At 36.9% G+C, this 23,411-nt stretch carries 25 protein-coding genes and 1 pseudogene; 3 read left to right on the forward strand and 23 right to left on the reverse strand.

The features are described 5' to 3' along the window. Positions 1-18: 18 nt before the first annotated feature. The 13 genes from NSQ92_RS19485 to NSQ92_RS19545 form a co-directional block, all read right to left on the reverse strand. Entirely contained in the window at positions 19-1,341 is a 1,323-nt protein-coding gene (locus tag NSQ92_RS19485) for an amidohydrolase family protein (RefSeq protein WP_341153107.1), read from the reverse strand. A gap of 1 nt (position 1,342) precedes the next feature. Then, positions 1,343-2,338, reverse strand: a complete 996-nt coding sequence (locus NSQ92_RS19490) for an ABC transporter substrate-binding protein (RefSeq protein ID WP_047942006.1) — start codon at positions 2,336-2,338, stop codon at positions 1,343-1,345. Between the two features lie 48 nt (positions 2,339-2,386). Then, a complete protein-coding gene (locus NSQ92_RS19495) occupies positions 2,387-3,235 on the reverse strand; it encodes an ABC transporter permease (RefSeq protein ID WP_123260435.1) in 849 nt (282 codons plus the stop codon). Positions 3,236-3,248: 13 nt separating this feature from the next. Next, a complete protein-coding gene (locus NSQ92_RS19500) occupies positions 3,249-4,586 on the reverse strand; it encodes an FAD-binding oxidoreductase (RefSeq protein WP_047942004.1) in 1,338 nt (445 codons plus the stop codon). Between the two features lie 15 nt (positions 4,587-4,601). Then, the gene (locus tag NSQ92_RS19505; RefSeq protein ID WP_047942002.1) at positions 4,602-5,402 is read right to left on the reverse strand and encodes an ABC transporter ATP-binding protein; all 801 of its coding nucleotides are present in this window, start codon (positions 5,400-5,402) and stop codon (positions 4,602-4,604) included. A gap of 26 nt (positions 5,403-5,428) precedes the next feature. Then, the gene (locus tag NSQ92_RS19510) at positions 5,429-6,241 is read right to left on the reverse strand and encodes a creatininase family protein (protein ID WP_047942000.1); all 813 of its coding nucleotides are present in this window, start codon (positions 6,239-6,241) and stop codon (positions 5,429-5,431) included. Positions 6,242-6,613: 372 nt separating this feature from the next. Beyond that, positions 6,614-7,924 (reverse strand): MFS transporter, encoded by a 1,311-nt coding sequence (locus NSQ92_RS19515; protein WP_047941998.1) that lies wholly within the window; start codon positions 7,922-7,924, stop codon positions 6,614-6,616. 86 nt (positions 7,925-8,010) lie between these two features. Further along, a complete protein-coding gene (dgoD, locus tag NSQ92_RS19520) occupies positions 8,011-9,159 on the reverse strand; it encodes a galactonate dehydratase (RefSeq protein WP_061799348.1) in 1,149 nt (382 codons plus the stop codon). Between the two features lie 14 nt (positions 9,160-9,173). Further along, positions 9,174-9,812 carry a bifunctional 4-hydroxy-2-oxoglutarate aldolase/2-dehydro-3-deoxy-phosphogluconate aldolase gene (locus NSQ92_RS19525; RefSeq protein ID WP_047941994.1) on the reverse strand — a complete coding sequence of 213 codons (639 nt, stop codon included), beginning with the start codon at positions 9,810-9,812 and terminating at the stop codon, positions 9,174-9,176. Positions 9,813-9,833: 21 nt separating this feature from the next. Continuing rightward, positions 9,834-10,787, reverse strand: coding sequence for a sugar kinase (locus NSQ92_RS19530; RefSeq protein ID WP_047942156.1), 954 nt, complete (start codon positions 10,785-10,787; stop codon positions 9,834-9,836). Positions 10,788-10,936: 149 nt separating this feature from the next. Then, positions 10,937-11,695 (reverse strand): IclR family transcriptional regulator, encoded by a 759-nt coding sequence (locus tag NSQ92_RS19535; protein ID WP_047941992.1) that lies wholly within the window; start codon positions 11,693-11,695, stop codon positions 10,937-10,939. A 470-nt stretch (positions 11,696-12,165) separates the two neighbouring features. Continuing rightward, positions 12,166-12,339 (reverse strand): YjfB family protein, encoded by a 174-nt coding sequence (locus tag NSQ92_RS19540; RefSeq protein WP_082138312.1) that lies wholly within the window; start codon positions 12,337-12,339, stop codon positions 12,166-12,168. A 201-nt stretch (positions 12,340-12,540) separates the two neighbouring features. Continuing rightward, entirely contained in the window at positions 12,541-12,957 is a 417-nt protein-coding gene (locus NSQ92_RS19545; protein ID WP_047941990.1) for a carboxymuconolactone decarboxylase family protein, read from the reverse strand. A 121-nt stretch (positions 12,958-13,078) separates the two neighbouring features. Between NSQ92_RS19545 and NSQ92_RS19550 the strand changes: the two genes are divergently transcribed. Further along, positions 13,079-13,519, forward strand: a complete 441-nt coding sequence (locus NSQ92_RS19550) for an Lrp/AsnC family transcriptional regulator (protein WP_047941989.1) — start codon at positions 13,079-13,081, stop codon at positions 13,517-13,519. A gap of 312 nt (positions 13,520-13,831) precedes the next feature. Here the strand turns inward: NSQ92_RS19550 and NSQ92_RS19555 are convergent, their stop codons facing one another. From NSQ92_RS19555 to NSQ92_RS19585, 7 genes are all read right to left on the reverse strand, one after another. Next, positions 13,832-14,227, reverse strand: a complete 396-nt coding sequence (locus NSQ92_RS19555; protein WP_053215653.1) for a PTS sugar transporter subunit IIA — start codon at positions 14,225-14,227, stop codon at positions 13,832-13,834. Positions 14,228-14,307: 80 nt separating this feature from the next. Then, positions 14,308-15,633 carry a neutral/alkaline non-lysosomal ceramidase N-terminal domain-containing protein gene (locus NSQ92_RS19560; protein ID WP_341153108.1) on the reverse strand — a complete coding sequence of 442 codons (1,326 nt, stop codon included), beginning with the start codon at positions 15,631-15,633 and terminating at the stop codon, positions 14,308-14,310. Positions 15,634-15,694: 61 nt separating this feature from the next. Then, positions 15,695-15,928, reverse strand: a complete 234-nt coding sequence (locus NSQ92_RS19565) for a PTS system mannose/fructose/sorbose family transporter subunit IID (protein ID WP_047941986.1) — start codon at positions 15,926-15,928, stop codon at positions 15,695-15,697. 13 nt (positions 15,929-15,941) lie between these two features. Beyond that, positions 15,942-16,667: a chitin disaccharide deacetylase gene (gene chbG / locus NSQ92_RS19570; protein ID WP_341133074.1), complete on the reverse strand. Its 726-nt coding sequence runs from the start codon at positions 16,665-16,667 to the stop codon at positions 15,942-15,944. Continuing rightward, the gene (locus tag NSQ92_RS19575; protein ID WP_061799370.1) at positions 16,655-17,047 is read right to left on the reverse strand and encodes an ROK family protein; all 393 of its coding nucleotides are present in this window, start codon (positions 17,045-17,047) and stop codon (positions 16,655-16,657) included. Before NSQ92_RS19575 ends, chbG begins: the two co-directional genes overlap by 13 nt. Then, positions 17,044-17,643: an ROK family protein gene (locus NSQ92_RS19580; RefSeq protein ID WP_341153109.1), complete on the reverse strand. Its 600-nt coding sequence runs from the start codon at positions 17,641-17,643 to the stop codon at positions 17,044-17,046. Before NSQ92_RS19580 ends, NSQ92_RS19575 begins: the two co-directional genes overlap by 4 nt. 343 nt (positions 17,644-17,986) lie before the next feature. After that, the gene (locus NSQ92_RS19585; protein ID WP_061799376.1) at positions 17,987-18,700 is read right to left on the reverse strand and encodes a GntR family transcriptional regulator; all 714 of its coding nucleotides are present in this window, start codon (positions 18,698-18,700) and stop codon (positions 17,987-17,989) included. A 226-nt stretch (positions 18,701-18,926) separates the two neighbouring features. Between NSQ92_RS19585 and NSQ92_RS19590 the strand changes: the two genes are divergently transcribed. Both NSQ92_RS19590 and NSQ92_RS19595 read left to right on the forward strand, forming a co-directional pair. After that, positions 18,927-20,318: a sugar phosphate nucleotidyltransferase gene (locus tag NSQ92_RS19590; protein WP_047941983.1), complete on the forward strand. Its 1,392-nt coding sequence runs from the start codon at positions 18,927-18,929 to the stop codon at positions 20,316-20,318. Between the two features lie 59 nt (positions 20,319-20,377). Next, a complete protein-coding gene (locus tag NSQ92_RS19595) occupies positions 20,378-21,106 on the forward strand; it encodes an SIS domain-containing protein (protein ID WP_047941982.1) in 729 nt (242 codons plus the stop codon). A gap of 599 nt (positions 21,107-21,705) precedes the next feature. Here the strand turns inward: NSQ92_RS19595 and NSQ92_RS19600 are convergent. The 3 genes and pseudogenes from NSQ92_RS19600 to NSQ92_RS19610 form a co-directional block, all read right to left on the reverse strand. After that, positions 21,706-22,274: pseudogene (locus tag NSQ92_RS19600) on the reverse strand (PTS transporter subunit EIIC); the annotation flags it as partial. Next, on the reverse strand, positions 22,255-22,596 hold the full coding sequence (locus NSQ92_RS19605; RefSeq protein WP_047941978.1) for a MazG nucleotide pyrophosphohydrolase domain-containing protein: 342 nt from the start codon (positions 22,594-22,596) through the stop codon (positions 22,255-22,257). The pseudogene NSQ92_RS19600 and the gene NSQ92_RS19605, both read right to left, overlap by 20 nt. Positions 22,597-22,728: 132 nt before the next feature. Further along, complete coding sequence (locus NSQ92_RS19610; protein WP_341153110.1) at positions 22,729-23,268, reverse strand: hypothetical protein; 540 nt, start codon at positions 23,266-23,268, stop codon at positions 22,729-22,731. Positions 23,269-23,411: the final 143 nt, after the last annotated feature.

Below are 23,411 nucleotides of genomic sequence, written 5' to 3' on the forward strand. Positions count from 1 at the left end.
CTCACTCCATTCATCCGTTTATCCGATCTCTACTAATCTACTTAAACTGCCTTCGCCGAATCGATGCTCGAATTGAGAGCTGCTAATCCAATCACCATCTTTGTATACATACCGCGCGGGAGATAGATTCGCAAAAAGATCATATATATTTGTAGCATCGAATAACACAAACTCAGCTACCCCTCCTTCTTTCATTCCATGGGCTTTTTTCCCAAAAATAGCAGCTGGAGTTTGAGTTATCATATTTAAAACAGCTATCAGCTCCTCTTCACTCGCCAAATGTGCTGTATAAGCAGTAAGCAATCCTATTTGTAATAAATCAAATCGACCAAAGGGATGAAATGGATCACTTACATTATCGGAGGCTGTTGCTAATCCGACCTTTTTCTGCAGCATTTCACGTACTCTCGTTATTCCTCTTCGAACGATTCCCTTATCTCCTCTGCCTTGCAAATACATATTGGCACCAGGCAAAGTGACAGCGTAGATATGTTGAAGAGCCATTTCTTCTATAATGCGATCGGACTTTTCTTCAGTCATAGCAGATAGAGAGCATAAATGCCCCGCCGTTACTCTTCCTTGAAAATCCCATTTCTTCGTATTATCAATAATTCTTTCAATCGTACAAATTTCCGGATTATCCTGTTCATCCACATGCAAATCAACGAACTTATCATATTTAGCGGCTAGTTCAAACAGCTGATCGATATCTTTCGTTGCGTTCGGTGATAAATGTGGTGCTCCGCCTATTCCATCTATCCCATAGGAAATCGCTTCTTTCAATACATCTTTTTCTCTTTCCGACTTCACCGACAAATCCGAGAACATCGGAACAACCTGTATAGTTACATAGGGCTTCAACAAATCCCTTGCCTCTAGTACCGCTTGCAGATGGCTTAATGCCAACTCATTCGATACATTCCATTCAAAGTTAACATGGGTTCGTATATGAGTGGTGCCATGTGAGAGTGCTTGAAGTGCTCCTTTCATTACTCGCCGTTTTATTTCGTTTTTGGAAAAAGAGGCAGCTTTTTCGCTATAATTTCTGATTGCTTCGATTAGCGTCCCTGACTTATTCGGCACCGTTTCTAAAGAGAATGCTTTATCAAGATGGGTATGGATATCAATAAAAGAGGGAAGAAGAATTCTTCCCCCCATATCTATTATTGGTTGATAATCTTCCTTACTGCTCCAAATGTCTTTAAATACGGAAAAATTCCCATTTCTCTTTTGGGTTTGTGGTTCTACTTTTGTATACATGCCGTTTTGAATCACAATGGTATAAAGCTTTTCCGTATTCAGCAATGGCAAAGAAACATTGATCAATTGAATATCCTTCATCTTATTCACCTAAATAATCATTCGTAAATATTTTTGAAACATCTTCTTTCTTTTTAATAATGCCAAGATCCAGCAGCTCATCTTGGAGCATTGTCCAGCGTTCATCAGACATATAACCAAATCCATGCTCTTTTGCATCCCCGCCGAAAATCAACTCTTCTTCTGCTTTCGCTCCGTAATCCATTAATTCCATGGATAAATCAGGATTTTTCTCCTTTAAAAAAGGATTAATTTCGTCTGAATGGTCACGGTAATATTCCCAGCCTTTTACCGTTGCTTTCATAAAGGATTGAACCAATTCAGGATTATCTTTAATAACATCCTCTGTCGTGAAAATAACATTGGCATATGTTTCAAAACCAGAGTCATGAATGAATAAGTAGTCTGTTTTTACTCCATCCTGCTCTAAAACATAAGGCTCCGAAGTAACATACCCTTGCGTGACGGCATTAGGGTCATCAATAAATGTTGCCAATGATCCGGTATAAGCCATATCCTTCACTTCTAAGTCATTTGCCTTCTTAATATACTCCCAATAGCCACTGCCTGGTGCTGTGTATACTGTTTTACCATCTAAATCCTTGAAATCCTTTAATGCACCTTCATGCCCTATTAATACTTGAGGACTTTTTTGAAAAATTGCTCCAATTGCTACTAAAGGTATTCCTTTATCTCTGGCGATTAGAACGTCCTCTGCTTGCGTATAACCAAATTGGGCTTTACCAGAAGCAACTATTTGTGTAGACGAAATTTGCGGACCGCCTGGCTCAATCGTCATATCAAGTCCTTCTTCTTTATAGAAATCCTGTTTTAAGGCGGCATAGTTCCCACCATGCTCCGGCTGAGCAAACCAATTTGTAACTAATTTAGCTTTCGTTAATTCTCCATCCTTAGAGCTTCCGCCTGATTCCTTCGCATCTCCACAGGCCGTAAGCAGCAACATAGACATAGCAGTGACGAACACACCAATTTTTTTGTATGATTTTATTTTCCTCATTCACTAATTTCCCCCTTTACGATTATCTAGTAAAAAATCACATGCCTATTAATTGTCTCGTTTCATTTCTGATTCATGCCAGGATCCTAAAACCCATTTTGACAATAGATTGACCAACAGGAAAAAGACAATCCCTAAAATACTCGCAGAAATTCCACAGGCAAATAAGTAGGCTGTTTCCATGCGACTAGAGGCAACGGTAATCGCATAGCCTAACCCACCGTCTCCACCGCCAATGCCTGCAATATACTCCCCGACAATGGCACCAACCACAGCAAGGGTACAGGAGATTTTCAGCCCTGCCATAATATAAGGGAGGGCAAAAGGAATGCGGACCTTCCACATAATTTTCCATTTAGACGCTTGGTACAAGGTTAGTAGATTAATCATTCCTCGATCCGTTGCATTTAAACCCACTAAGGTATTCGACAGCATTGGAAAAAATCCAATCGTAAAGGCAATAATGACAATCGCATTTGTTCCAGATCCGAACCAGATAACAATGATCGGGGCAATCGCGACAATCGGAATCGTCTGGAGAAGAATGGCGTAAGGATACAAGCTTCTTTCCAGCATTTTCGAACTAGCCATTAATATTGCTGCAATGACTCCCCCAATCACACTAAAAATAAATCCAATGATAGAAGCAGTAATCGTTTTAGTCACTGCATTTCGCAAGTTCTCCCAGTTCTCTAGTGAAGCTTGAAGAATATCTGTTGGTTTCGGCAATAGATAGGGTGGTATTTGAAATAGCACGGTACCGTATTGCCAAAGGAGCATAAACAATACAAATACAATCAAAGGGGGAATCCAAACGCTAAACGCTTTCGTCCATTTTTTATCCGTTTTTATTCCTATTATCTGCACTTCCGTAACCTTTTGTGATGCTTGTTCCATAATATCCCTCCTTTTAAATTATCTCTGATTCTTGTTTCACCGGAATCTTACCTGGATTTAGTAAATCGAAAGGATCATTTTCTCGTTTCTTCATTAAGATTTTTTCCATTTTCAGATTATAACCGCCAAATCCAAGTAAGTACGTATGGGGATCATTAATTTCCACTTCTATCGTTCGGCAGAAATCAATAATTTCATATAATCTTTCTTTTGACTGATAGAGTATGACTGGTAAGGAGGCAGGAGTAATTTTTCCTTTTATCTTGATATACTCAAAGTGAAATTGAATCTCCTCTCCAAATTCAGCCCTCAATGTATCCATCTGTTCAAAAATACGATCAACCTTAAATCTAGCTTGAAGGTATGTCATATTCTCACCATGTTTATGAGCCCAAAGGGTTGCATGATTCCATGTAAAATCAGATACCTTTAAACCTTTATGATAGTTGTTAGCAGGTATCATTAAATCTGTACTTCCTTTATATTTATCTACTAAGCTTTGTAATGCATCCAAACAGGACTCTTCTATTTCTAGCATCGTAATAGATTTCTCCTCATGAAGAACGTCTTTTAATGAATGAAAGTGAGAAGGAATCGGCCATTCACACACAGATACGAGACGTTTTGTTATCTCTTCCTTATGGGCTAACTCATCCCCAAATTTCACCGCCTCTTTAAAGGTCGGGAAGGAAATGATGTGCTGGGTCCACTCTTGCTTCTCCTCCACTGGTAAAATAGCTTCTAACACAATTCCGGTTGTCCCGTAATTATGTATATAATCTTCTATTTCCTCTCCTACTACCTCAAAGATTCTCGGCTCGCCTTCAAAAGTCATCACCGTCACACCTAGAATATTGCCATCCCATAAATTACCCCACCGAATGGAACCAATTCCACCCGAACCTCCGCACAAGAAACCACCTACTGTCGCAGTCATAAAAGTGCTTGGATAAATCCTTAGTTCTTTTCCTTGTTTTCGTAATTTTTTTTCTAATGCGCCAAGACGCATTCCCGCCTGTACTTTGACGGTATCTTCTTTTAAATCTAGTAATTTATCCATTTTCGTTAAATCAAGCACAATTCCACCTTTTAAAGGAATTGCCTGTCCATAGTTACCTGTTCCTGCTCCCCTAATCGTTACAGGTACTTTATTTTCGACTGCAAAAGTTACCAACCCTTGTATCTCTTCTATCGATGTCGGTTTTACTACACAATCAGCTACTTTATCTTTTAATTCTTCGAATAGTACGGGCGAATACCAGTAATAATCCTTAGACAATCGTTCTCTTAAGTTATCACTTACAATGACCTTCTCTTCTCCCACTAACTCTATTAATTTATCTAACCACATAAAAATCACCACCTATTAAAATTGTAAATAATGAGAAACCTTTGCTGCTATATCACTAAAATGATGGGAAGTTCTTAATTCAGCATTTCTCGGAAAGGGTAAGTCCACTTCGACTGTATTTTCTATCTTTCCTGGACTAGGGGTCATTACGGCAATTTTCGTTGATAAATATACGGCTTCAAATACATTATGGGTAATGAATAGAACGGTCATTTTTTCCTTTTCCCATATTTTTAATAACTCTGCTTGCAAGTTTTGTCTCGTTATCTCATCTAATGCGCCAAAGGGCTCATCCATTAATAGTAATTTTGGTTTCGCCACAAGCGCCCTGGCAATCGATACCCTCATTTTCATGCCGCCAGATAATTCCCTTGGCAAAGCTTTGCGGAAATCCTTTAATCCTACTAATTCCAACACTTTTTCTGCCATTTCCTCTTTTCGCTTTTTAGGGATTTGCTGGAATTCAAGTGGAAGCAAAATATTGTCCATTACATTTCTCCAAGGTAATAAGGTAGCATCTTGAAAAACGAAGGATACATCTGTGCTCTGTTTTTGAGCTTGACGAGGGCTCTTCCCTAGAATCGTTAGTTCTCCATCTGTATGTTCAATCAACCCGGAAATCATCTTAAAAATCGTTGATTTTCCACAGCCTGATGGACCAACAAAGGATACAAACTCTCCCTGTTCAATATCGAGACTGACATTTTGAACGGCTGTTTTCCCATTTGGATAAATCTTATTAACATTTTGGAGATGAACAATCGTTTCATTTAAAGGATGCAGCTTTTGTCCTTCCATCACATTGGTATTTTGCATACAGAACCTCCTCCTGAGTTTTCGAATTATATTATGCTTTTGACTGTACGAAGATCGAAATGAATCATTTCCTTAATAGCACCGGCAAAGCTTTCACTAACTAATTGGAGAATCTGTTCCCCTTTTTCAATGGTCGCACTAGCAGCATCTCCCGCAATTCCTGTTTCCGATATATCCTTCATCACCCACGCAAAGTAACTGTTTCCTTTCAAATATAAATGCTGTGTATCTTCAGGTAAGTGGACAAACTCTGTTGGACTAAGTTCCATGTCCACCCATGCTTCTTTTAACGCTAACACCATGGACGTCTCGACCTCGCCTCCATGAATCCCGTACTTTTGTTCCTTATCAGAAATAAGGGAATGTAGGACCGAATAATCAGGGTTTAGTCGAAAGACATTCATCCCTGTTTCAATCCGTACTTCTCTTGCCATCATATTTAGAAGATCATGATTCCCTCCATGCGTATTGAACAGAAGCAATTTTTTAAACCCACTTTCCTTTACACTTTTCGCAATATCACGAATGACAGCCTGTAAAGTGTCTGCTGACAATGTTATTGTTCCTGACATTCCTAAATGCTCTGTACTCTTTCCATATGGTAAGGATGGTAAAATCCAAACATCCTCATCTGGGATTAAATTTAATGCTTCCACTAACAGCCCTTCGCCTATTAAAGTATCTGTATAAACAGGCAAGTGTGGTCCATGCTGTTCTACTGCACCGATCGGCAAAATAACAAGTGCGTTTTCCTTATCTAATTCCTTAATTTCTTTGGACGTCAATCTAGGTAAGAACCTTTTTTCAAAAGCATGACCGCTATATCTACCATGTAACATCTTTTCCCATCTCCCTTTAAGAAACCTATGAATTTTCGTACCCCTCATCCCAAAATCAACTTTTTATGCCACACCATTACGACTGATGTTATATTTACTAACATAAACATAATATTTATATTAGTGGTTACTTTGCAAATATACATTAGCAGTTTCGTAGATATTTTCATAATATTTTGTATACTTTGAACAAATTTGAATATTGGGATAATTCATAAATGAAGAAGGTGCTTTTCATTTTATATCTTCCTTCTGTTTTAGAAATTTATCGTCAGTTGGCGCAAAAGGTAAAGTAGCGAGGATAGGGGAGTAGGAAAAAATAGCAATAATAGAAGAATTAAAAAAGGAAGCAGGGGAACTATCCCCTGCTCCTTAAGAGACGTTAATTATTTTGTCATTATCTGTTCGTTCTGGTACCCGTTCGACTTTCCCTACTAGGAATATATAGGACAGGGCGCCTACTAATGCGATGCAGGCAATAAATGTAAGAGCTGGTGCAAAGCTGCCTCCTTTTACTAAGAAGCCAATGACAATTGGAATAATAATAGAGGCTGTTCCCCCAATGAAATTAAAGACGCCGCCGGCAATACCTATTAGTCGTTTTGGTGCTAATAGAGAAACGAATACCCATGTGATCGAGGCGAAACCGTTACCAAAAAAGGCAATAGACATGAACAATACAATTAAGCTTGGACTATTCACATAGTTGGCTCCGATAATGGAGGTAGATAAGATTAAGCCTGCAATTATTGGTGTTTTTCTTGCTTTATTGCTAGACACTCCTTTTTTCACAAGGAAGTCGGAAAGGAAACCTGCGGAAAGGACCCCGATAAATGCAGCAATAAAGGGCAAGGATGCTAAAAATCCGGTCTTAATAAAGGATAAGCCGCGATACTCGACTAAATAGGTAGGGAACCAAGTTAAGAAAAACCATAGGGTGGAGCTAACTGCAAATTGGCCAATATAGATTCCCCAAAGCTTTCTGCTTGTTAAGACCGTTGCGAAATCTTTCTTTCCGATTTTCGGTTTGTCCGCTTTATCAGCAGCTGCATCAACAAAGCCGTCTCCAGCTTGAATGTAATCAAGTTCGGCCTTGTTCACTTTTTTACTTTTGCTTGGATCGCGATAAAGAATGAACCAAAGAACGGCCCACACAAGTCCAATAATACCAGTAACAATAAACAGGCCTCTCCATCCAAACGTTTGTTGGAAGAAAATAAGAGTCGGTGTTAGGAATGCTAGTCCAATAAATTGACCTGAGGTGTAAATGGAAATTGCTCTTGCACGTTCATTTTCCGGAAACCAGCTAGCTGCAACCTTACTATTTGTCGGGAAAGCTGGTGCTTCAAAAACTCCTAAACCTACTCGTAATATAAACAGTCCTAAGAAACCGCTTGCAAATCCTTGAAGTAAAGTCATAAGGGAGAATCCTGCAATCCCAATTGCATGAGTATTCCGGTTCCCTAGTTTATCCAACACCCAGCCACCTGGAATTTGAAGCAAGCAATACGTCCAACCAAAAGCTGAAAAAATAAGACCCATTGTCACAGAACTTAATCCTAGCTCTTCCGTAATAAAGGGAGCTGCAATAGAAATATTACTTCGATCCATATAGTTAATAATAACCGTTATAAATAACATGAATACAACACTATAGCGAACCTTTGTTGCTTTGTTCTTCATATCTTAGTCCTCCTATCGTCCTCTTTCACTATCAATCCTTTTCTTTCTACGGCAGGGAGTTTCTCCCTGCCGTACAACCAGCATCCTTACCACTCTGCCACGCTTCCATCACGATGACGCCATACTGGGTTTTGCCATTGATGACCTGTTTTCGCCATTTCACGAACAACATCCTCATCAACCTCAATCCCTAGTCCAGGTCCTTGCGGAATTTTCACATAACCATCTTCGTAAGAAAAGACTGTTGGATCCTTTAAGTAATCAAGTAAATCACTGCCTTGGTTATAATGAATACCTAGACTCTGTTCTTGAATGACAGCATTATGTGCTGTTGCATCTACTTGTAAACAAGCCGCTAATGCAATCGGCCCTAATGGACAGTGTGGTGCAGCTGCTACATCATAAGCTTCAGCCATACTGATAATTTTTTTGCATTCCGTGATTCCACCTGCATGGGATAAATCTGGCTGGATAATATCAACATATCCATCGCTTAATAAGGATTTGAAATCCCATCTTGAAAACATACGTTCGCCTGTTGCGATAGGGATAGCCGTTAATGATGCAATTTCTCTTAATGCTTCATTATTTTCTGGTAATACTGGTTCTTCAATAAACATTGGATTAAATTCTTCTAATGCTTTAGCTAGCACTTTTGCCATTGGCTTATGCACACGCCCGTGAAAGTCAATTCCAATCCCGATATTTTTGCCAACGGCTGCACGAATAGCTGCAACGTTTTCAAGTACTTTATTCACCTTTTCATAGGAATCTATGTATTGCATTTCTTCCGATGCATTCATCTTTATCGCTTGAAACCCTTTATCGACACACTCTTTTGCCGCTCTTGCCGTATCACTTGGGCGGTCTCCGCCAATCCATGAATAAACCTTGATAGAGTCACGGCATGCTCCGCCTAATAATTGATAGACTGGGGCATCATAGTATTTTCCTTTTATATCCCAAAGTGCTTGATCAATTCCAGCGATAGCACTCATAAGAATCGGACCGCCTCTATAAAAGCCTCCTCTATACATGACATTCCAGTGATCTTCAATTCTTAATGGATCTTTCCCAATTAGATACGTCATTAGTTCTTCTACAGCCCCTTTGACTGTAGCCGCTTTCCCTTCAATTACTGGTTCTCCCCATCCAACAATTCCTTCATCTGTTTCGATTTTCAAGAATAACCAACGTGGTTGTACGGTGAATAATTCATAGCCTGTTATTTTCATAGAAAAAACACTCCTTATAATGAATAATTTTGTGCTAACAACGTAAATTTATTTGACTTTTCAGTTAATTCTTGTAAATATTGTTCCGTTATTTCCTTTTTTGTGTCTACTAACGAACTACCAATTCCCAATCCTGCAGCCCCGGCTTCTAAGTATTCCTTCACATTTGTTAAATCCACTCCGCCAGTTGGTAACAATGGTATTTGCGGCAATGGCCCATGAATATCCTTGATAAACTTCGGACCTACAGCAGTGGCTGGAAAAACTTTTATAATATCCCCTCCAGACTCGTACGCTTCCAAAATTTCAGTTGGGGTGAAAGCAGCAGGAATGCTAACTGCACCATATCTTTTGGTCATCCGGATGGTTTCCTCTTTATAAGTCGGGGATAAAATAAATTGAGCACCAGCTAACAGAGCACTTCGCGCAGACTCTGCATCTAACACCGTACCAGCACCTACCGCCATTCTGTCTCCAAATTCGTCGACTGCCCTTTCAATGGCTGTTAGCGCTTTCGGCGAATTCATCGTAATTTCGACTACTCTTATTCCCCCTTCATATAAGGACTTAACAATTTTCAATGTATCCTCTGGGTCAGCCCCTCGTATGATGGCAATTAATTTATGATCGAAAATTTTCTGAAGTGTACTCATCTTATTACCGCTTCCCTTCTATTATCTATTCACTTCATCGGTTAAGTCGGATTGAAAAAATTGATTTAATTCCCTTTTGCTAGGAAGTCCTTCTATATCTCCATTAGTAGAACAAACCATAGCTCCGATGGCACAGCCTCTTTTTACTGCTTCACTGATGGTTAATTTATCAAGCAGCCCAGACAGGACGCCTGCAGCAAATCCATCTCCTGCACCTACTGGATCAATTACTGTTTTTACTGGATAACTATCAATATATCCTTTGCTATCAGTAGTAGAGTAATAGGCACCCTTCTCTCCAAGTTTAATAATTACTATTTCCACTCCCATCTCGTGGAAGGATTGAACTGCTCTCCCATATTCCTTCGTGCCAAATAAAAATTCACATTCACTTATACCTGGCAAGACAATATCGGATTTCGCCGCTATCTCCAGAATGACTTCTCTTGCTTCCTTATCATCCCAAAGCTTTCTGCGTATATTGGGGTCAAAGACTATTTTTAATCCGTTGTCTTTTGCAATTTCAATCGACTCAAACACAACTTTTCTACAAGATAGACTAAGGGCAGGTGTAATTCCAGATAGATACAAGTATTTCGCATTGGCTATATAGTCTCTATCTAAATCAGCTGGTTCTAGCCTGCTTGCAGCTGAGTCTTTGCGATAGTAATAAATATTGACAGCATCCTGATTCAAGATTTCCTTAAAGAGAATTCCTGTTGGTGCTGTTTCATCAATCACTACCTTGCTAACATCTACCCCTTCTCCTCGAACTGTATTTAAAATCATCTCACCAAATTCATCACGGCCCAGCCGGCTGATCCACCCAGCCTGATGGCCTAATTTTGCTAAACCAATCAAAGTATTGGTCTCAGCACCGGCAATCCTCGAAGTATACTGATTCGCATAGCGGATTTTGCCGAGTGTATTGGGTGTAAATAAAACCATCGTCTCACCGATACTAATAACATCCATCTCTTCACCTCGTTTCTTATAACGTGAAACTTCCATCAGATGACCAACCCCACTGATGATTAGTCGAACCATTCGAACCTATACGGACAGTTAAACTCAACCAATCTTCTCCAAATTCTCATAAGCATACGGTTGAGTCTTACTGTCTGCTAAGTGTGGGATAAAATGCAACCCATACTTTCCGAAATTTTCTTCGCTGTCCAAAGAACTCTTTCTACTACTTCTTCTTTTTGTTTAAGCATTCTTTCCCTTGGGCCTGCTACACTTATTGCTGCTTCCAGCTTGCGTCCTGGTCCAAATACAGGTGCCGCCACACAATATAATCCTTCTTCTCCTTCTTCATCATCAATCGTATATCCAATCATCGAATACTGATAAAGCTCTTTTTCTAATTTCGCTCTGTCTGTCACTGTTTTCTCAGTAATCGGAACAAGTTCAATCTGGTCTAAAATCCGCTTTCTCTCTTCTTCTGACATATTAGCTAAAAAGGTCTTCCCCAACCCCGTGCTATACAATGGTTTACGATAGCCAGTTTGGGCAGTCGTACGGATTGAGCGATTGCTGTTTATTTTTTGGACATAGACTAATTCATTTTCAGCAAGCGTTGCCATAAATACAGTCTCTTGAACATTTTCCATTAATTTTTGCAAATATGGCTTAGCTTGGATAGATATATCCATATTTTCCATAGCAAGTGTACCAATATGGACTAATTTTGCTCCTAATTTAAATCGCTTCAATACATCTATACTTAGATAATTCTGTTCCAAAAGCGTCGCCACGAGATTAGATGTACTACTTTGCGGGAATGAAAGTTTCTCACTAATTTCTTTAATTGATAACCCATCCGGATAATGGGCAAGTAGTTCAAAAATTCGCAGAACCCTTTCGGCAGATTTAACTGACATCCAATCCTCCCCTTCCTTCATATCACATATGTGATGCAAAATCATATATGTGATTAATTCCGATACATAATATCACCCCTTATTTGCAGTGTCAATATGTTTTGTGGAATCGCTAACAAAAAAATAATCGCTAAAATAAATCCTTTGAAGGCAATTTCAAATCTATAAAACCCACATATAAAATAGTTTTTTTCAGAAAAAAGAAGCTTCAGAGAGTTGGATCAACTCACTAGAAGCTTCTTGCGTTATATTATTGTTCCTTCTTTTAATAAATTTACTTAAACCAGGACGTGGAACCTGTCCTTTTTATATCAAAAATCCATTTTTTCATTTAAGCGCTTGTCATAAATTTTTCCGAAAAAGAAAAGAGATAGAGATATGTTATAAAGATACAATTGACCTACAAAGAAAAAAGAACCATAAAAATGGTCCTTTTTCCTTGTCCTCACTTGCTTGGTGCTGGATAGCAATCAAACCGAAAGATCAATCGATTTCCCTAGTGTGGGATGTGGGGCTTCTAGCATTTTTAGTAATTGATCATTATTCTGTTCAGCGGTATCCATTGCCTTTTTTGTTAAAGCTATGCCGACATTTTGCGATAAGCTTGCTTGCTTCATTCCTATTGATAATGCAGCAATATCCATTTTTTTCACCACCTCTTCTTGTTATCGGCTGCCAGACATAACTGTAAACAAATTTTTACCAATCTATTACTTAGAGCTTGGTAATACCTTAATTGCTTATAGCAAAAATCTCCATTTGTGGTATGTTTCTCTATCTTTATTTCTATTTATCTCCAATCTTCTTGCCATTAATTAAACGGCCGAACCGTCCCTCTGAATTTATTAAGTTGTCATAGGCTCTAATTTCATTATTGCGCCAAAATATTGGGAAGCGGTAGTAAAGGTGATAAACGCAATAAGCTCACTGATTTCCGCTTCTGAAAGATATTCTTTCAATATATTGAATTGGGCATCTGAAATGTCCCCTTTTTGCTTCAAAAAGGCTTCTGCAAACCCTACTGCAATCGACGTTTTTTCATCGAACAAGTGAGATTCAGGTTTTCCCTTTGCCTTGCAATATTCACACCCATTGCTTTGTGCTAATGTTCTTCTTACTTGTTCTTTTAGATGGGATGATAGATTCAAATCTTTTTCTAACACATCTCCTAATTGATTCCATCCATTTAAGACATCTACATTATATCCTAAGAGTCTTTGAAAAGGTGTTTCACCGTTTTTTGATTCATTAATTCTTGCCATCCTTACTACCTCCTTGTAGAATTAATTTTACTGAAGATTATAAAAGGTTCCCATTAAAAATGATACATTTTTTATAGATACACTTTACAAACTTAACAAATATGGAGGTTTTTTATTAAAAATGAAAATAGATTCAATTGATAAGAAAATAATCGATGAATTAAACCAAAATAGTCGATTATCGATGAGTGAACTTGGAAGAAGAATTAATTTATCTTCTCCGTCTGTAACAGAACGCGTAAGGCAAATGGAGTCATTTGGAATAATCAAAAGGTATACTTTAGAAGTGGATTACAGTAAACTTGGACTTCCTATTCAATGTATTATTGAAGCAACCGTCAAAAATGGTGATTATAATTCTTTTAAAAGGTATATTGAGGAGCAGCCAAATGTAGAGTTTTGTTACAGAATTGCTGGAAATGCCTGCTATATGCTAAAAATGCAATTCGATACATTTGCCAAAGCAGAACAATTTATTGAAGATATAAACCCCTTTGCTCACACTGTAACACATTTTATTTTTTCAAAGGTGGATACAAATTTAAAGATTGATTCAGACTGATTTTATTTAGATTTTGTTTAATGAGATACCCCCTTAAAATGGATAAAAGTGTTTATTTTATATGGAGCGGTAAGAACGCACTTGTTATTGAGGAGATTTGTCCGTTATTCCCGCACGATTAGAAAAAGGAAGGTTTCTCCCATATGGTGACCTTCCCTCTTCTTATTAGTATTTTTAATCAATAGTTGAATTTCTTCCGTTGTATAAACAGAAAATTAAGGAAGCGCTTCCAACAAGCATCGCTACTGCCATCTAGCTAGTGTCGGCCGCCCCCCCAGAAAACACAGTACTTTTTATTCTGAATAACGCTGATTAAACAGCCGTAATGACAACTTGCTTTTCACTTACTGTCCTTTCCTTTATCGTATCAATTTGTTTATAATCTGCACTGTTTGTAATAATAACAGGAGTAATCAGATTGTATCCTTCTTCTCTAATTTTTTCCATATCAAATTCTAATAACAAGTCACCAGCACTCACTTTATCTCCTTGCTTTACATGTGCTGTGAAGTATTTACCCTCCAGCTGGACTGTATCCATTCCAATATGAATTAAGATTTCTGCCCCATTGTCAGATGTAATTCCGATGGCATGCTTTGTTTTGAAAAGAGTCGTAACAATACCGTTTACTGGAGATACAGCCCTCCCTGCTGAAGGGATAATGCCAACGGAGGACAGAGCCTGTTTTTTTCTCTTAATATATTTCATGGACGTTTTTTATAAAAAATTTGATCATTTTCTGTTTGTGTTGTTAAACAATCGCGCCATTAATGGAGTAAAATACTCACCTATAATTGGTCCATCATATAGAGTATTGTGTCTCTTATTTTTTCTGAGGATCCTTTTTCTAATAACGTCATATATGCCTCATAGCTGTCACTCGCATAGTAGCCTTCTGGGACTATATATCCTATGTAGTCGTTAGTGTTACCAGCTATGAATACTGGTACTCCGTTGTAGTTATTAGTTATTTCTGTTCCAGTTTCATTAAATATTTCTCCAGGTATTGATACAAATAAGATCTCACCCAGCTTTAATACTTGTATTTCGGTAGAAATGGTTAATGAATTTTCTAACGCTCCTGATTTCTTGATTAATGCAGAAACACCTTCAATCTCTGATTCTATCTTTCTTAAATAGGCACAGTTATTTCCAGCTGTTACTCTTTGGATTTTATGTCTTTGTTTAAGTTCGTGCAATTTATGCTGCAGTTGTGCAGAATCTTCTATGTTGCGAAGGGCCAAATCTACTTTCTCTATTTTAGAACTTATGGTATCAACCTTGATTTGTTTTTTGTGAGTTAATAATTCCAGTACCGCTGCTGATAATACTGTTCCTACCCTTCTTACTTCATAAAAACTTGCCTCTTTTCTTGTAAAACGTGTACTAATATCACCTGACGGACCATTTATAAATAATGCAATTTCTACATTATTTTCATTTTCTAAATTAGAGCTAGTTACTCCAGGGAAATCAGCACTAATTAGAAGGTTGTTTCTATTCATTATCGTTGGATGGCATGCAAAGTGATACACTATAATCTTTTTGTTCGTTCTGCAATATTCAAATTCTATTACTTTTAAAATTGAGGAATATTCTATTTCAGATGATATCCTATTAGCAGCAATGCCGCTGACTTCCCCCTCACAAATACTAACTTTACATTCTTCTAAATTTTCCAATGCTAGTTTAACAGCCTCAACAATTTTTTTATGTTGTTCATTTACAAGTATTCTATCGTATGGCATCCATAAATCAGGAAATGCTCTCCAGATGGGAGATGTTTCCTGAATAGTCCCCCCTGGACCAGAATGAGTATGCGTAGCGTGAAGGAAGATACATTCTTTTGAAACATTCGTTTGGTCTGAAATTTTTTTGCGAAGTTCGACTGTATAGTTTTGATCTATACAAATCAAATCTAAGCTAACTAGAATTATAAAAGTCTGTTGAGATCTGATTGCAACAATTCGTGCATAAATTGGATCATGAATTCCCTTAGATTGTCTTGTAGCCATATAACCTGCTAAAAGCTTACTTTCAGTAGGTGTGATATCAACTTTAGCTGATCCACAATAAATATTCATTTTATCACCTTTTTCATTATAAAATACCAATCTATTTACCCAATACACAAAAAATAATCATTCCCATTAAAATTTTGATTGCACTAAAACCTTACTTAATTAATAGGAAACTAATAACTGTAATAGCTAAGGGATGTAAGCTAGGTAAAATCCAATCAAAGATTTCCTGGAACTTTATTTCTGCACCTCCCACTTTTAGTACATAAGGAGTGGCTAATTGTACAAGTTGCGGGATTAAACCACCAATGACTACAATCCCTAACATCGTTGCCATTGCAATATATCTTTGAACACATATAATTGTAAAAATTGAAAAGTACTGCATATAGACAGAATTATTACCATCTGAGCTCCTTGTAAGATATTAACTGGATACTAGCTTTTTGAATGGCAGTTATTGTAAAGGGATCAGTTAATATACCTAATTCCTTTATTCTTTGTATATTATAAGAACTGTGATTTAAAAGTTGTTGATCAACAAAACCTGGATGACACATCATTTCTAAAGGGGTCACACTTGCACGCTCAAAAATATCCAATAAAGTTTCATAAGAAGCATTATCATCATGGAATTTAGAACAAAACTCTAGAGTGTTTATCGCTGAATCATCCTTATTTAATTGACGTATTGGCAGCCGGTACTCTTCAGCCAAAACTTTTACAATCGAAGAAACTGGCTCTGTGCCGTGTAAATTATGATGAGTATCTATGTGAGTAGGATTCAATCCAAAAGTGTAAAATTCGTTCATTTGTGCCCTAAGTTCTTTTTCTATCTCAATTACATTTGCCTTGTTTAAAACTTCTTTCTTGCTATGGAAATATCCCTTTTGATTGACTAGTGATGGAACATTTTGATGAATAGGTTTACCTGCCGTTAGGTTGAGGTGAACTCCAACACCCAAAGAAGGATATTTTTTGGCTAGGCTTGAGGCATGTTTCGCTGCCGGCATGTTCACCATTAGCGTTGTTGATGTAACAATTCCACTTACATGTGCATCAATAATTCCGTAATTTACTCCTTTTGAAAGACCAAAGTCATCAGCATTTACTATTAAATATGGCATGATGAGTTTCTCTCCGCTCTAGAAGGGAAATTTTTGGCTAAATGCCACGCTCCCCATAAACCGCTCTGTCCGCTAAGTGCAGCCAATTTAAGATCCAGATGACCCCTGTGAATTTTGAACAAGCGTTGATTCATTTCATTTTCTATTAATGGAATTAATAGTTTTGACTGATTATTCATAATTCCGCCTCCTAAAATTATCGCGTCAGGGTTGAAAATTTGTATTATATTTGCCAAACCAATCCCTAAATATCGGCAAGTTTGTTGGATGATAGAAAAACAGGCTTGATCTCCCAACCTAACTGCCTCAAAAACCATTTCAGCAGTAACTGAATTCTTACCGGCAAGTTCTAATAATACTTCAGATTGCTCTTGAATCAAAATTGCTCCCCTTTTTTTGCAATAGATGTTCCAGAAGCCAAAGCTTCTAGGCAACCGAAATTCCCACAGGAGCATGGTGGTCCGTCTGGTGATACCGTCATATGGCCGATTTCGCCCGCAAGATCTTGTTTTCCATAATATAGTTTTTCATCTATAATGATTGCACCTCCAATACCTGTACTGACTGTCAAATATATTTGATTCTTATAGCCTTTTCCTGCTCCATAAATCGCTTCTGCAATACCAGCAGCGTTAGCGTCATCATCTATGATTATCGGAATATCATTGAGCCTTTTTCTTAGTTCTTCCACAATCTTAAAATTGGACCACTTTAAATTTCCTGTGAAATGAATAACTCCATTTTCTCGATTTAACGGACCCGGGACACTTATACCGACCGAGTTTAACCTTCCATATTTATGGTCCGTTTCAGCTATTAATGAATCGAATTCTTTCATAAGAATATCTATCAGCATTTGTGGTGATTCTATAGTTTTAGACATCAACTGACGTGTGCCAATAATCTTTTCATTAGTGGCTATTCCAATTAGGGTTTTAGTTCCTCCAATATCCACTAATCCATACAAACCACTCATTTTATCACCTTTTCTACATTTTTTCTGAACCATCTGAACTAATAATTTTACTAACATCCTGTACAAGGTTTTGCGTTTTTCTTTTTTAGGACTAATCCTAAAATGAAACCAACTAAGATATAGACCAAAACTAGTATCAATACCAAATTATATGGCCAGGCCGGAAACGGAAAAATGGAGCCATAAATCGGCAATAACATAACGAGAGCACCAATTATTTAGTGTTTATACCAATCCTAAATTGGTACGAACCAATTTACATAAATTTTATATTTACCTGATATTTTTGTCAATTTAATTTTAAAAAAATACGAATCCCTTATTTTGGATTCGTAGTCATAGTCTAGCTATAAATTTCAGTATTTATTTCATATCTGTCTCCCCTATATACTGAATGAGCAACCTCGAAAATTTCGTTATTTTGATCAAAGGTTATCTGTTTAAAATGAAAGACGGGTACAGAGTAGTTTATTTCAAGTAATTCTGATTCCTGAGGAGTAGGCATTCTTACCTCGATTTTTTGTTGAGCCTTTGTAATCTTTATACTGTATTCATCCTCTAAGATTCGATATAGCGATTCGTTCTCGAAGTTTCTACTTTCAAGATTATTAAACTTTTCAATCGGCAGCATTATTGTTTCAATTGCTAAAGGATACAAATCTGCCAATCTTAAACGCTTCAGCATAAGAATCTTTCCCTCAGATTTTAAATCAGCAATCATGTTTGCAGGAGGTTCTACAATTATTGTTTTCTCTAGAACCTTGGATCCGGGCAACAGCCCTCGCGCTCTCATGTCCTCACTAAAGCTCTTTAAACGCCTACCTTGTGGAATTTTAGATTCAGCTACATATGTCCCGCTGCCGTGTCGTCTTATGAGAATATATTCATTGACCAATTCTGAAATAGCTTGCCTCACCGTCATACGACTCATTTCGAATAATTCTGCAAGTTCTCTTTCAGGTGGTAACACATCACCCGGTTTCAACTCCCCTCTTTCAATTTTTTGTATAATTTCCTTTTTCAGTTGTTTATATAAAGGGGTTTTTTTATTATTCATGTTTCACATTCCTTTTATTTAAGATTATTCTATTGACATTATATACATATTTTTATAATAATTAAAGAGAATTGGTATATATCAATTTATAAAGGAGGTATAAATTCGAATTATGGTGTAAATCTTTATGGATATGATTCATTAGATTTAAACAACTTAAAGGACGTACTGCATTACTTTTTAGGGTTTGATTAAATTGACTAAATAAACATACGGAGTGATTGATGTGAAAACAGCTATTATATTGGCTGCAGGTAAAGGAAAAAAAATGTGGCCATATAATGATTATTGGCCTAAGGCAGCATTACCAGTAGCTAACCAAGGAAATATCGTTCATCTCGTAAACCATCTTAAGAGCTTGTCTTTTGACCGGATTATTATTGTGACTAGTTATCTAGGACGCAGAATTAAATCTCTTGTTTGCGATTTTGAAGGAGTTGAAACTATTGAACTCTCGGTAACTGAGGGGACTGCAGATAGTTTAGAAAAAGTAGTGTCCCTCGTTAACGACGAACATTTGTTGATCATGTATGGAGATATCTTTATTACTCTAGAGAGATTAACTAGTTTTGTTGATGCCTATCAAAAAGAACTTAATACTGTAGATACACTCATTTTATCTAAACCTATAACAAATGAATTTGCACCTGATTGGTTTGGAATTTCCAAAGGGACCGGAAACAGTGTTCAGAATATTTATGGTCACCCTCGTCCTCATTATGTACAAGAGCGACTCATAGGCGTCTTTGCTCTAAGTACAAAAGCGTTGAAGAGAATGTTGCACCATAACCCAGGTTTCATGAAAAATGTACCGACAGGAGTTATGCCACAACACGAGATGGAATTTGAGCAAAGTCTACAATGGTTAGTAGAAGAAGGATATACGGTTTCATCCTATCCTATCACAGATGGAGTAATTGATATAGATAAGCCTTGGCACCTAATGCAAGCTAATCAGCTGGCGCTATCGGTTATGACAAATAAACTTCAACATAATGATATTCCTGAGACTTGTAATATCCATCCGACAGCTGATATTCAAGGATGTATAAAGCTTGGAGAACATGTGGAAATAGGAAAATATGTAACGATAAAAGGAAATGCGATTATTGGAGATCATACAAAAATTGAAAATGGTGTAACTATAGAAGGAAACGTAGTAATAGGTTCTCATTGTCGCATAGAAAACTTTTGTAGGATAGGTCCTGATAGCGTCATTGGGAGTAAAAATCGCATTGGACATTGTGCAGAATTTAGCGGTATTACCTTTGATAACGTCAGTTTTATACATTTTGGTGAAGTGTTCGGAATCATAGGTGAATCAACAGATATCGCTGCTGGAGTCACAGTAGGTATTACTCGTTTCGATGATCTGCCTCAAACTCAAAAGGTGAATGGTAGAAGAGAAATTCCTGAGAAATTTGGAAATGCTGTTTATTTTGGCGACTTTACTCGGACCGGTATTTTGAGTCTATATATGCCGGGAACTAAAGTAGGCAGTAATTGCGTTATCGGATCAGGTGTTGCAGTGGAGAAAGATATACCATCTAAGACGTTATTGTATGCCCAACAAACTCTAATTGAAAAAGGATGGGACACTCATCGTTATGGATGGTAAAGCTTAAAAGCTATCATAGTAATAAATTCAAAATAAAAACTTTTAATGGAGGAAGAACAATGGGATCATTATTTGCGGATTATAGTAAATTCTTTAACAATATTTTAATGGAAGTTCAAGAAACACAAGAAGAAGCCATTATAGAAGGTGCTAACCTCATCTCACAAGCTGTTAAGTCGGGTGGAAGATTTTATGTATTCGGTTCTGGGCACTCTCATATGATTGCCGAAGAGATTTATAATCGTGCAGGTGGACTTGCCTTAGTCACAGCTATTTTACCTCCAGAGTTAATGTTGCATGAACGCCCAAATAAAAGCACCTATCTTGAAAGAATCGAAGGACTTGCGAAGTCGTACTTAAATTTACATGAAGTATCAGACAAAGATGTAATTATGATTGTATCAAACTCAGGAAGAAATACTGTACCCGTTGAAATGGCTATAGAGGCAAGGAAAAAGGGAGCAAAGGTCATTGCTATGACGAGCATTAAACATTCTCAAAGTGTAACTTCAAGACACCAGAGCGGAAAAAAACTTTATGAACTTGCTGATGTAGTACTCGATAATGGCGCTGTTATCGGTGATGCTGGTTTCCGGATCTCAAACTCTGACATTTATTCTGGAGCTACTTCAGATGCCGTTGGATGCTTCCTTGCTCAAGCTCTCATCGTTGAATCTCTACAGCTTTTAATAGAAGCTGGTATTACCCCTCCAGTATTTAAGAGTTCAAATGTGGATGGGGCTGATCAATTTAATGATGAGATATTTTCAAATTATGTGAAATGGTAAGTAATCCATAATTTGTGTTTCCTTATTACGCTATTAAAAATAAACCAAGAAAAGGAAGAGAGTGCCAAAAGTCTGACTTTTGAGCACTCTCTCTTATTACTTTTCCCTCTCATTACAGCAAACCAAAAATCCCAAAGCTTGAAGTCTTTTGAATCCTTTCTGAAAAGATTGAAACCAGCTTCCGATATATCTTTATAGTCATTATTCTCAATCAGATTTAAAGCCTCTTCAATAATAAAAAGTACAACTTCTAAACTTTTCTGAACTTGTTTGTAGTTCCCCACTTACAGGTATACCTAATCACCACATATTAAAGATATTTTTTCTGAATTACTGCATCTTTAATTGCCTCTTTGGTTTCTACAATACCATCAGGCAATTCCCAACCTCTTCTGGGCTCCTTCTTTTACAAAACCAATTCTTTCTTCAAAAAACTGCCAAGAAAGCACAATAAGCCTTATTTCATTGAATGGCTCTTCGGAATATACTGAAGTTTTTTACAACAACAGCATAAATAAGAAATCAAATTACTGTAACAAAAACAACCAGTTTTGCTACGGGTGGTAGTGGCATACTTTTAGACTATCTAACTCGTATAAAATAATTAAGAATGTGAGCGGGACAATCAATAACAAGATGAATAGTGGAACAAAAAAGCTTTTTACCACCGCTGGCATTACCTTTTACTAACCATTTTTTTACTTTTTCCGCAAAATAGGTTGCTAAGATAATCGGAATAACACTAGATGTATAAGTCATTAGAACAACGGGAATCCCTAAAAATTCGATTTGAATTGGTGATTCTAATCGTGTTCCTTGAAAAACTGTCATAATTGGATCAAGCGCTTTGATATCCACAAGAGTTAGGTGTACCAAAGCTGTAGCGATAGCTATCCCTAACATAGGTGTTCCGCCAAATTTTTTCATTGCCGTATAACCTAAGAAGATTGGCAAAAATACGAAGAAACCATCGCCTATCGCATTTTAATAAGGCATAGATTCCATAGGTAGACTCCACTGTGCCTGTCTGAGCATTTACTAGTACATTACTGATCCAGCCAAATGCCACGAATAATGCATTAAAACCTTTGATAATACCTGTGGCAGCTAGCAAACCTAAAACTGGGGAGAAAATATTTGAAATAATATCAATAAAGCGATTGAGAAGTTGTCGTTTGTGAATAACGATCAGATAGTTTCTTTTTATGTGACTGAAACACTTCTTCTAGTGGAATATTGTACTTGTTGGCAATTACTATTAAATTACCCAGCACATCACCTAGTTCTTCCGTTAACTCCTGTTTATTTTCCTCATATGAGCCTACTACTTCATCTGGCCTGTCTCTACCAATTTCAAGAGCTCTTATAGCGCGTGCTACCTCACCTGTTTCTTCTGCTAAAAAGCCAATTCGAATAAATATGTCTAGATCAGACCAGCCTCTGCCTTCATAATAATCCTTTACCCATTGCTGAAATTCCGTTACATTCATACTCATCTAACCTCCAATTCAATTATAAGTTTATCAAAAATAATGAAAATTTTTTATGGTTTTAATAGGATATTTTCTAGGAGAATTCATTATTTTAAAAGGAATTACAATAATAAATAAGATTCCTTTTTATTAAAAATTTATAATTTTGCTTATCCATTTTTGAACTATTTTTTCTCTATCTTCGTAGTTGGGTACTTTATCTAGCGATATTTCAAGCGACTGAAAATTTTCAAGTAAATGATAAACCTTTCTTCTTAAATCATCGTTATAAATTGATTCATCATCTACTACTACTAATTCTGTATTATCAAGAGTAACGAACACACGTGTAGTATATTCTGTATTATCAATATTAATATAGTAATGTCCTCTGTGATTCGGCCTGCAATATAGATGCTGTCCATTAAACTTTGTAAATTCTTCTTTAAATCTTTCAAACTGCTTATCTGTTATATAAAACTCTTCTAGATAATATAGGTTTTCTATATGTTTCTCTTTATTAATGTCAAAAGTATCTATGATTAATTTTACATCTGGATTCTTAGAAATATTTTTGTTGATTTTATCATATCCAAGGTTCCTAAATGGCATTAACATTTCTTTGACTAAAGTATCTATTCTTTCATGTTCTAAGTCAGAACCATAGTTCAATAAAAAAATGGTTTTCAACTATTTAAGCCCCCATTTCATTTGTATTCGTTACATAACTTTAATGTTTGCTTACATATATTACTGACTGATTGCATTTACTTTAGCTATATATACTGCAAAATTACTATTTTATTTAAAGGTATAATTTCATTCTGAATGGT

This window comes from Niallia sp. FSL M8-0099 (assembly GCF_038006945.1).
GTDB classification, from domain to species: Bacteria; Bacillota; Bacilli; order Bacillales; family Cytobacillaceae; genus Niallia; species Niallia circulans.

Bases quoted from the DNA above. Each gene is read 5' to 3' on its own strand.
- NSQ92_RS19485 (WP_341153107.1), bottom strand. From the start codon at position 1,341: ATGAAGGATATTCAATTGATCAATGTTTCTTTGCCATTGCTGAATACG.
- NSQ92_RS19490 (WP_047942006.1), bottom strand. From the start codon at position 2,338: ATGAGGAAAATAAAATCATACAAAAAAATTGGTGTGTTCGTCACTGCT.
- NSQ92_RS19495 (WP_123260435.1), bottom strand. From the start codon at position 3,235: ATGGAACAAGCATCACAAAAGGTTACGGAAGTGCAGATAATAGGAATA.
- NSQ92_RS19500 (WP_047942004.1), bottom strand. From the start codon at position 4,586: ATGTGGTTAGATAAATTAATAGAGTTAGTGGGAGAAGAGAAGGTCATT.
- NSQ92_RS19505 (WP_047942002.1), bottom strand. From the start codon at position 5,402: ATGCAAAATACCAATGTGATGGAAGGACAAAAGCTGCATCCTTTAAAT.
- NSQ92_RS19510 (WP_047942000.1), bottom strand. From the start codon at position 6,241: ATGTTACATGGTAGATATAGCGGTCATGCTTTTGAAAAAAGGTTCTTA.
- NSQ92_RS19515 (WP_047941998.1), bottom strand. From the start codon at position 7,924: ATGAAGAACAAAGCAACAAAGGTTCGCTATAGTGTTGTATTCATGTTA.
- dgoD (WP_061799348.1), bottom strand. From the start codon at position 9,159: ATGAAAATAACAGGCTATGAATTATTCACCGTACAACCACGTTGGTTA.
- NSQ92_RS19525 (WP_047941994.1), bottom strand. From the start codon at position 9,812: ATGAGTACACTTCAGAAAATTTTCGATCATAAATTAATTGCCATCATA.
- NSQ92_RS19530 (WP_047942156.1), bottom strand. From the start codon at position 10,787: ATGGATGTTATTAGTATCGGTGAGACGATGGTTTTATTTACACCCAAT.
- NSQ92_RS19535 (WP_047941992.1), bottom strand. From the start codon at position 11,695: ATGTCAGTTAAATCTGCCGAAAGGGTTCTGCGAATTTTTGAACTACTT.
- NSQ92_RS19540 (WP_082138312.1), bottom strand. From the start codon at position 12,339: ATGGATATTGCTGCATTATCAATAGGAATGAAGCAAGCAAGCTTATCG.
- NSQ92_RS19545 (WP_047941990.1), bottom strand. From the start codon at position 12,957: ATGGCAAGAATTAATGAATCAAAAAACGGTGAAACACCTTTTCAAAGA.
- NSQ92_RS19550 (WP_047941989.1), top strand. From the start codon at position 13,079: ATGAAAATAGATTCAATTGATAAGAAAATAATCGATGAATTAAACCAA.
- NSQ92_RS19555 (WP_053215653.1), bottom strand. From the start codon at position 14,227: ATGAAATATATTAAGAGAAAAAAACAGGCTCTGTCCTCCGTTGGCATT.
- NSQ92_RS19565 (WP_047941986.1), bottom strand. From the start codon at position 15,928: ATGCAGTACTTTTCAATTTTTACAATTATATGTGTTCAAAGATATATT.
- chbG (WP_341133074.1), bottom strand. From the start codon at position 16,667: ATGCCATATTTAATAGTAAATGCTGATGACTTTGGTCTTTCAAAAGGA.
- NSQ92_RS19580 (WP_341153109.1), bottom strand. From the start codon at position 17,643: ATGAGTGGTTTGTATGGATTAGTGGATATTGGAGGAACTAAAACCCTA.
- NSQ92_RS19585 (WP_061799376.1), bottom strand. From the start codon at position 18,700: ATGAATAATAAAAAAACCCCTTTATATAAACAACTGAAAAAGGAAATT.
- NSQ92_RS19595 (WP_047941982.1), top strand. From the start codon at position 20,378: ATGGGATCATTATTTGCGGATTATAGTAAATTCTTTAACAATATTTTA.
- NSQ92_RS19605 (WP_047941978.1), bottom strand. From the start codon at position 22,596: ATGAATGTAACGGAATTTCAGCAATGGGTAAAGGATTATTATGAAGGC.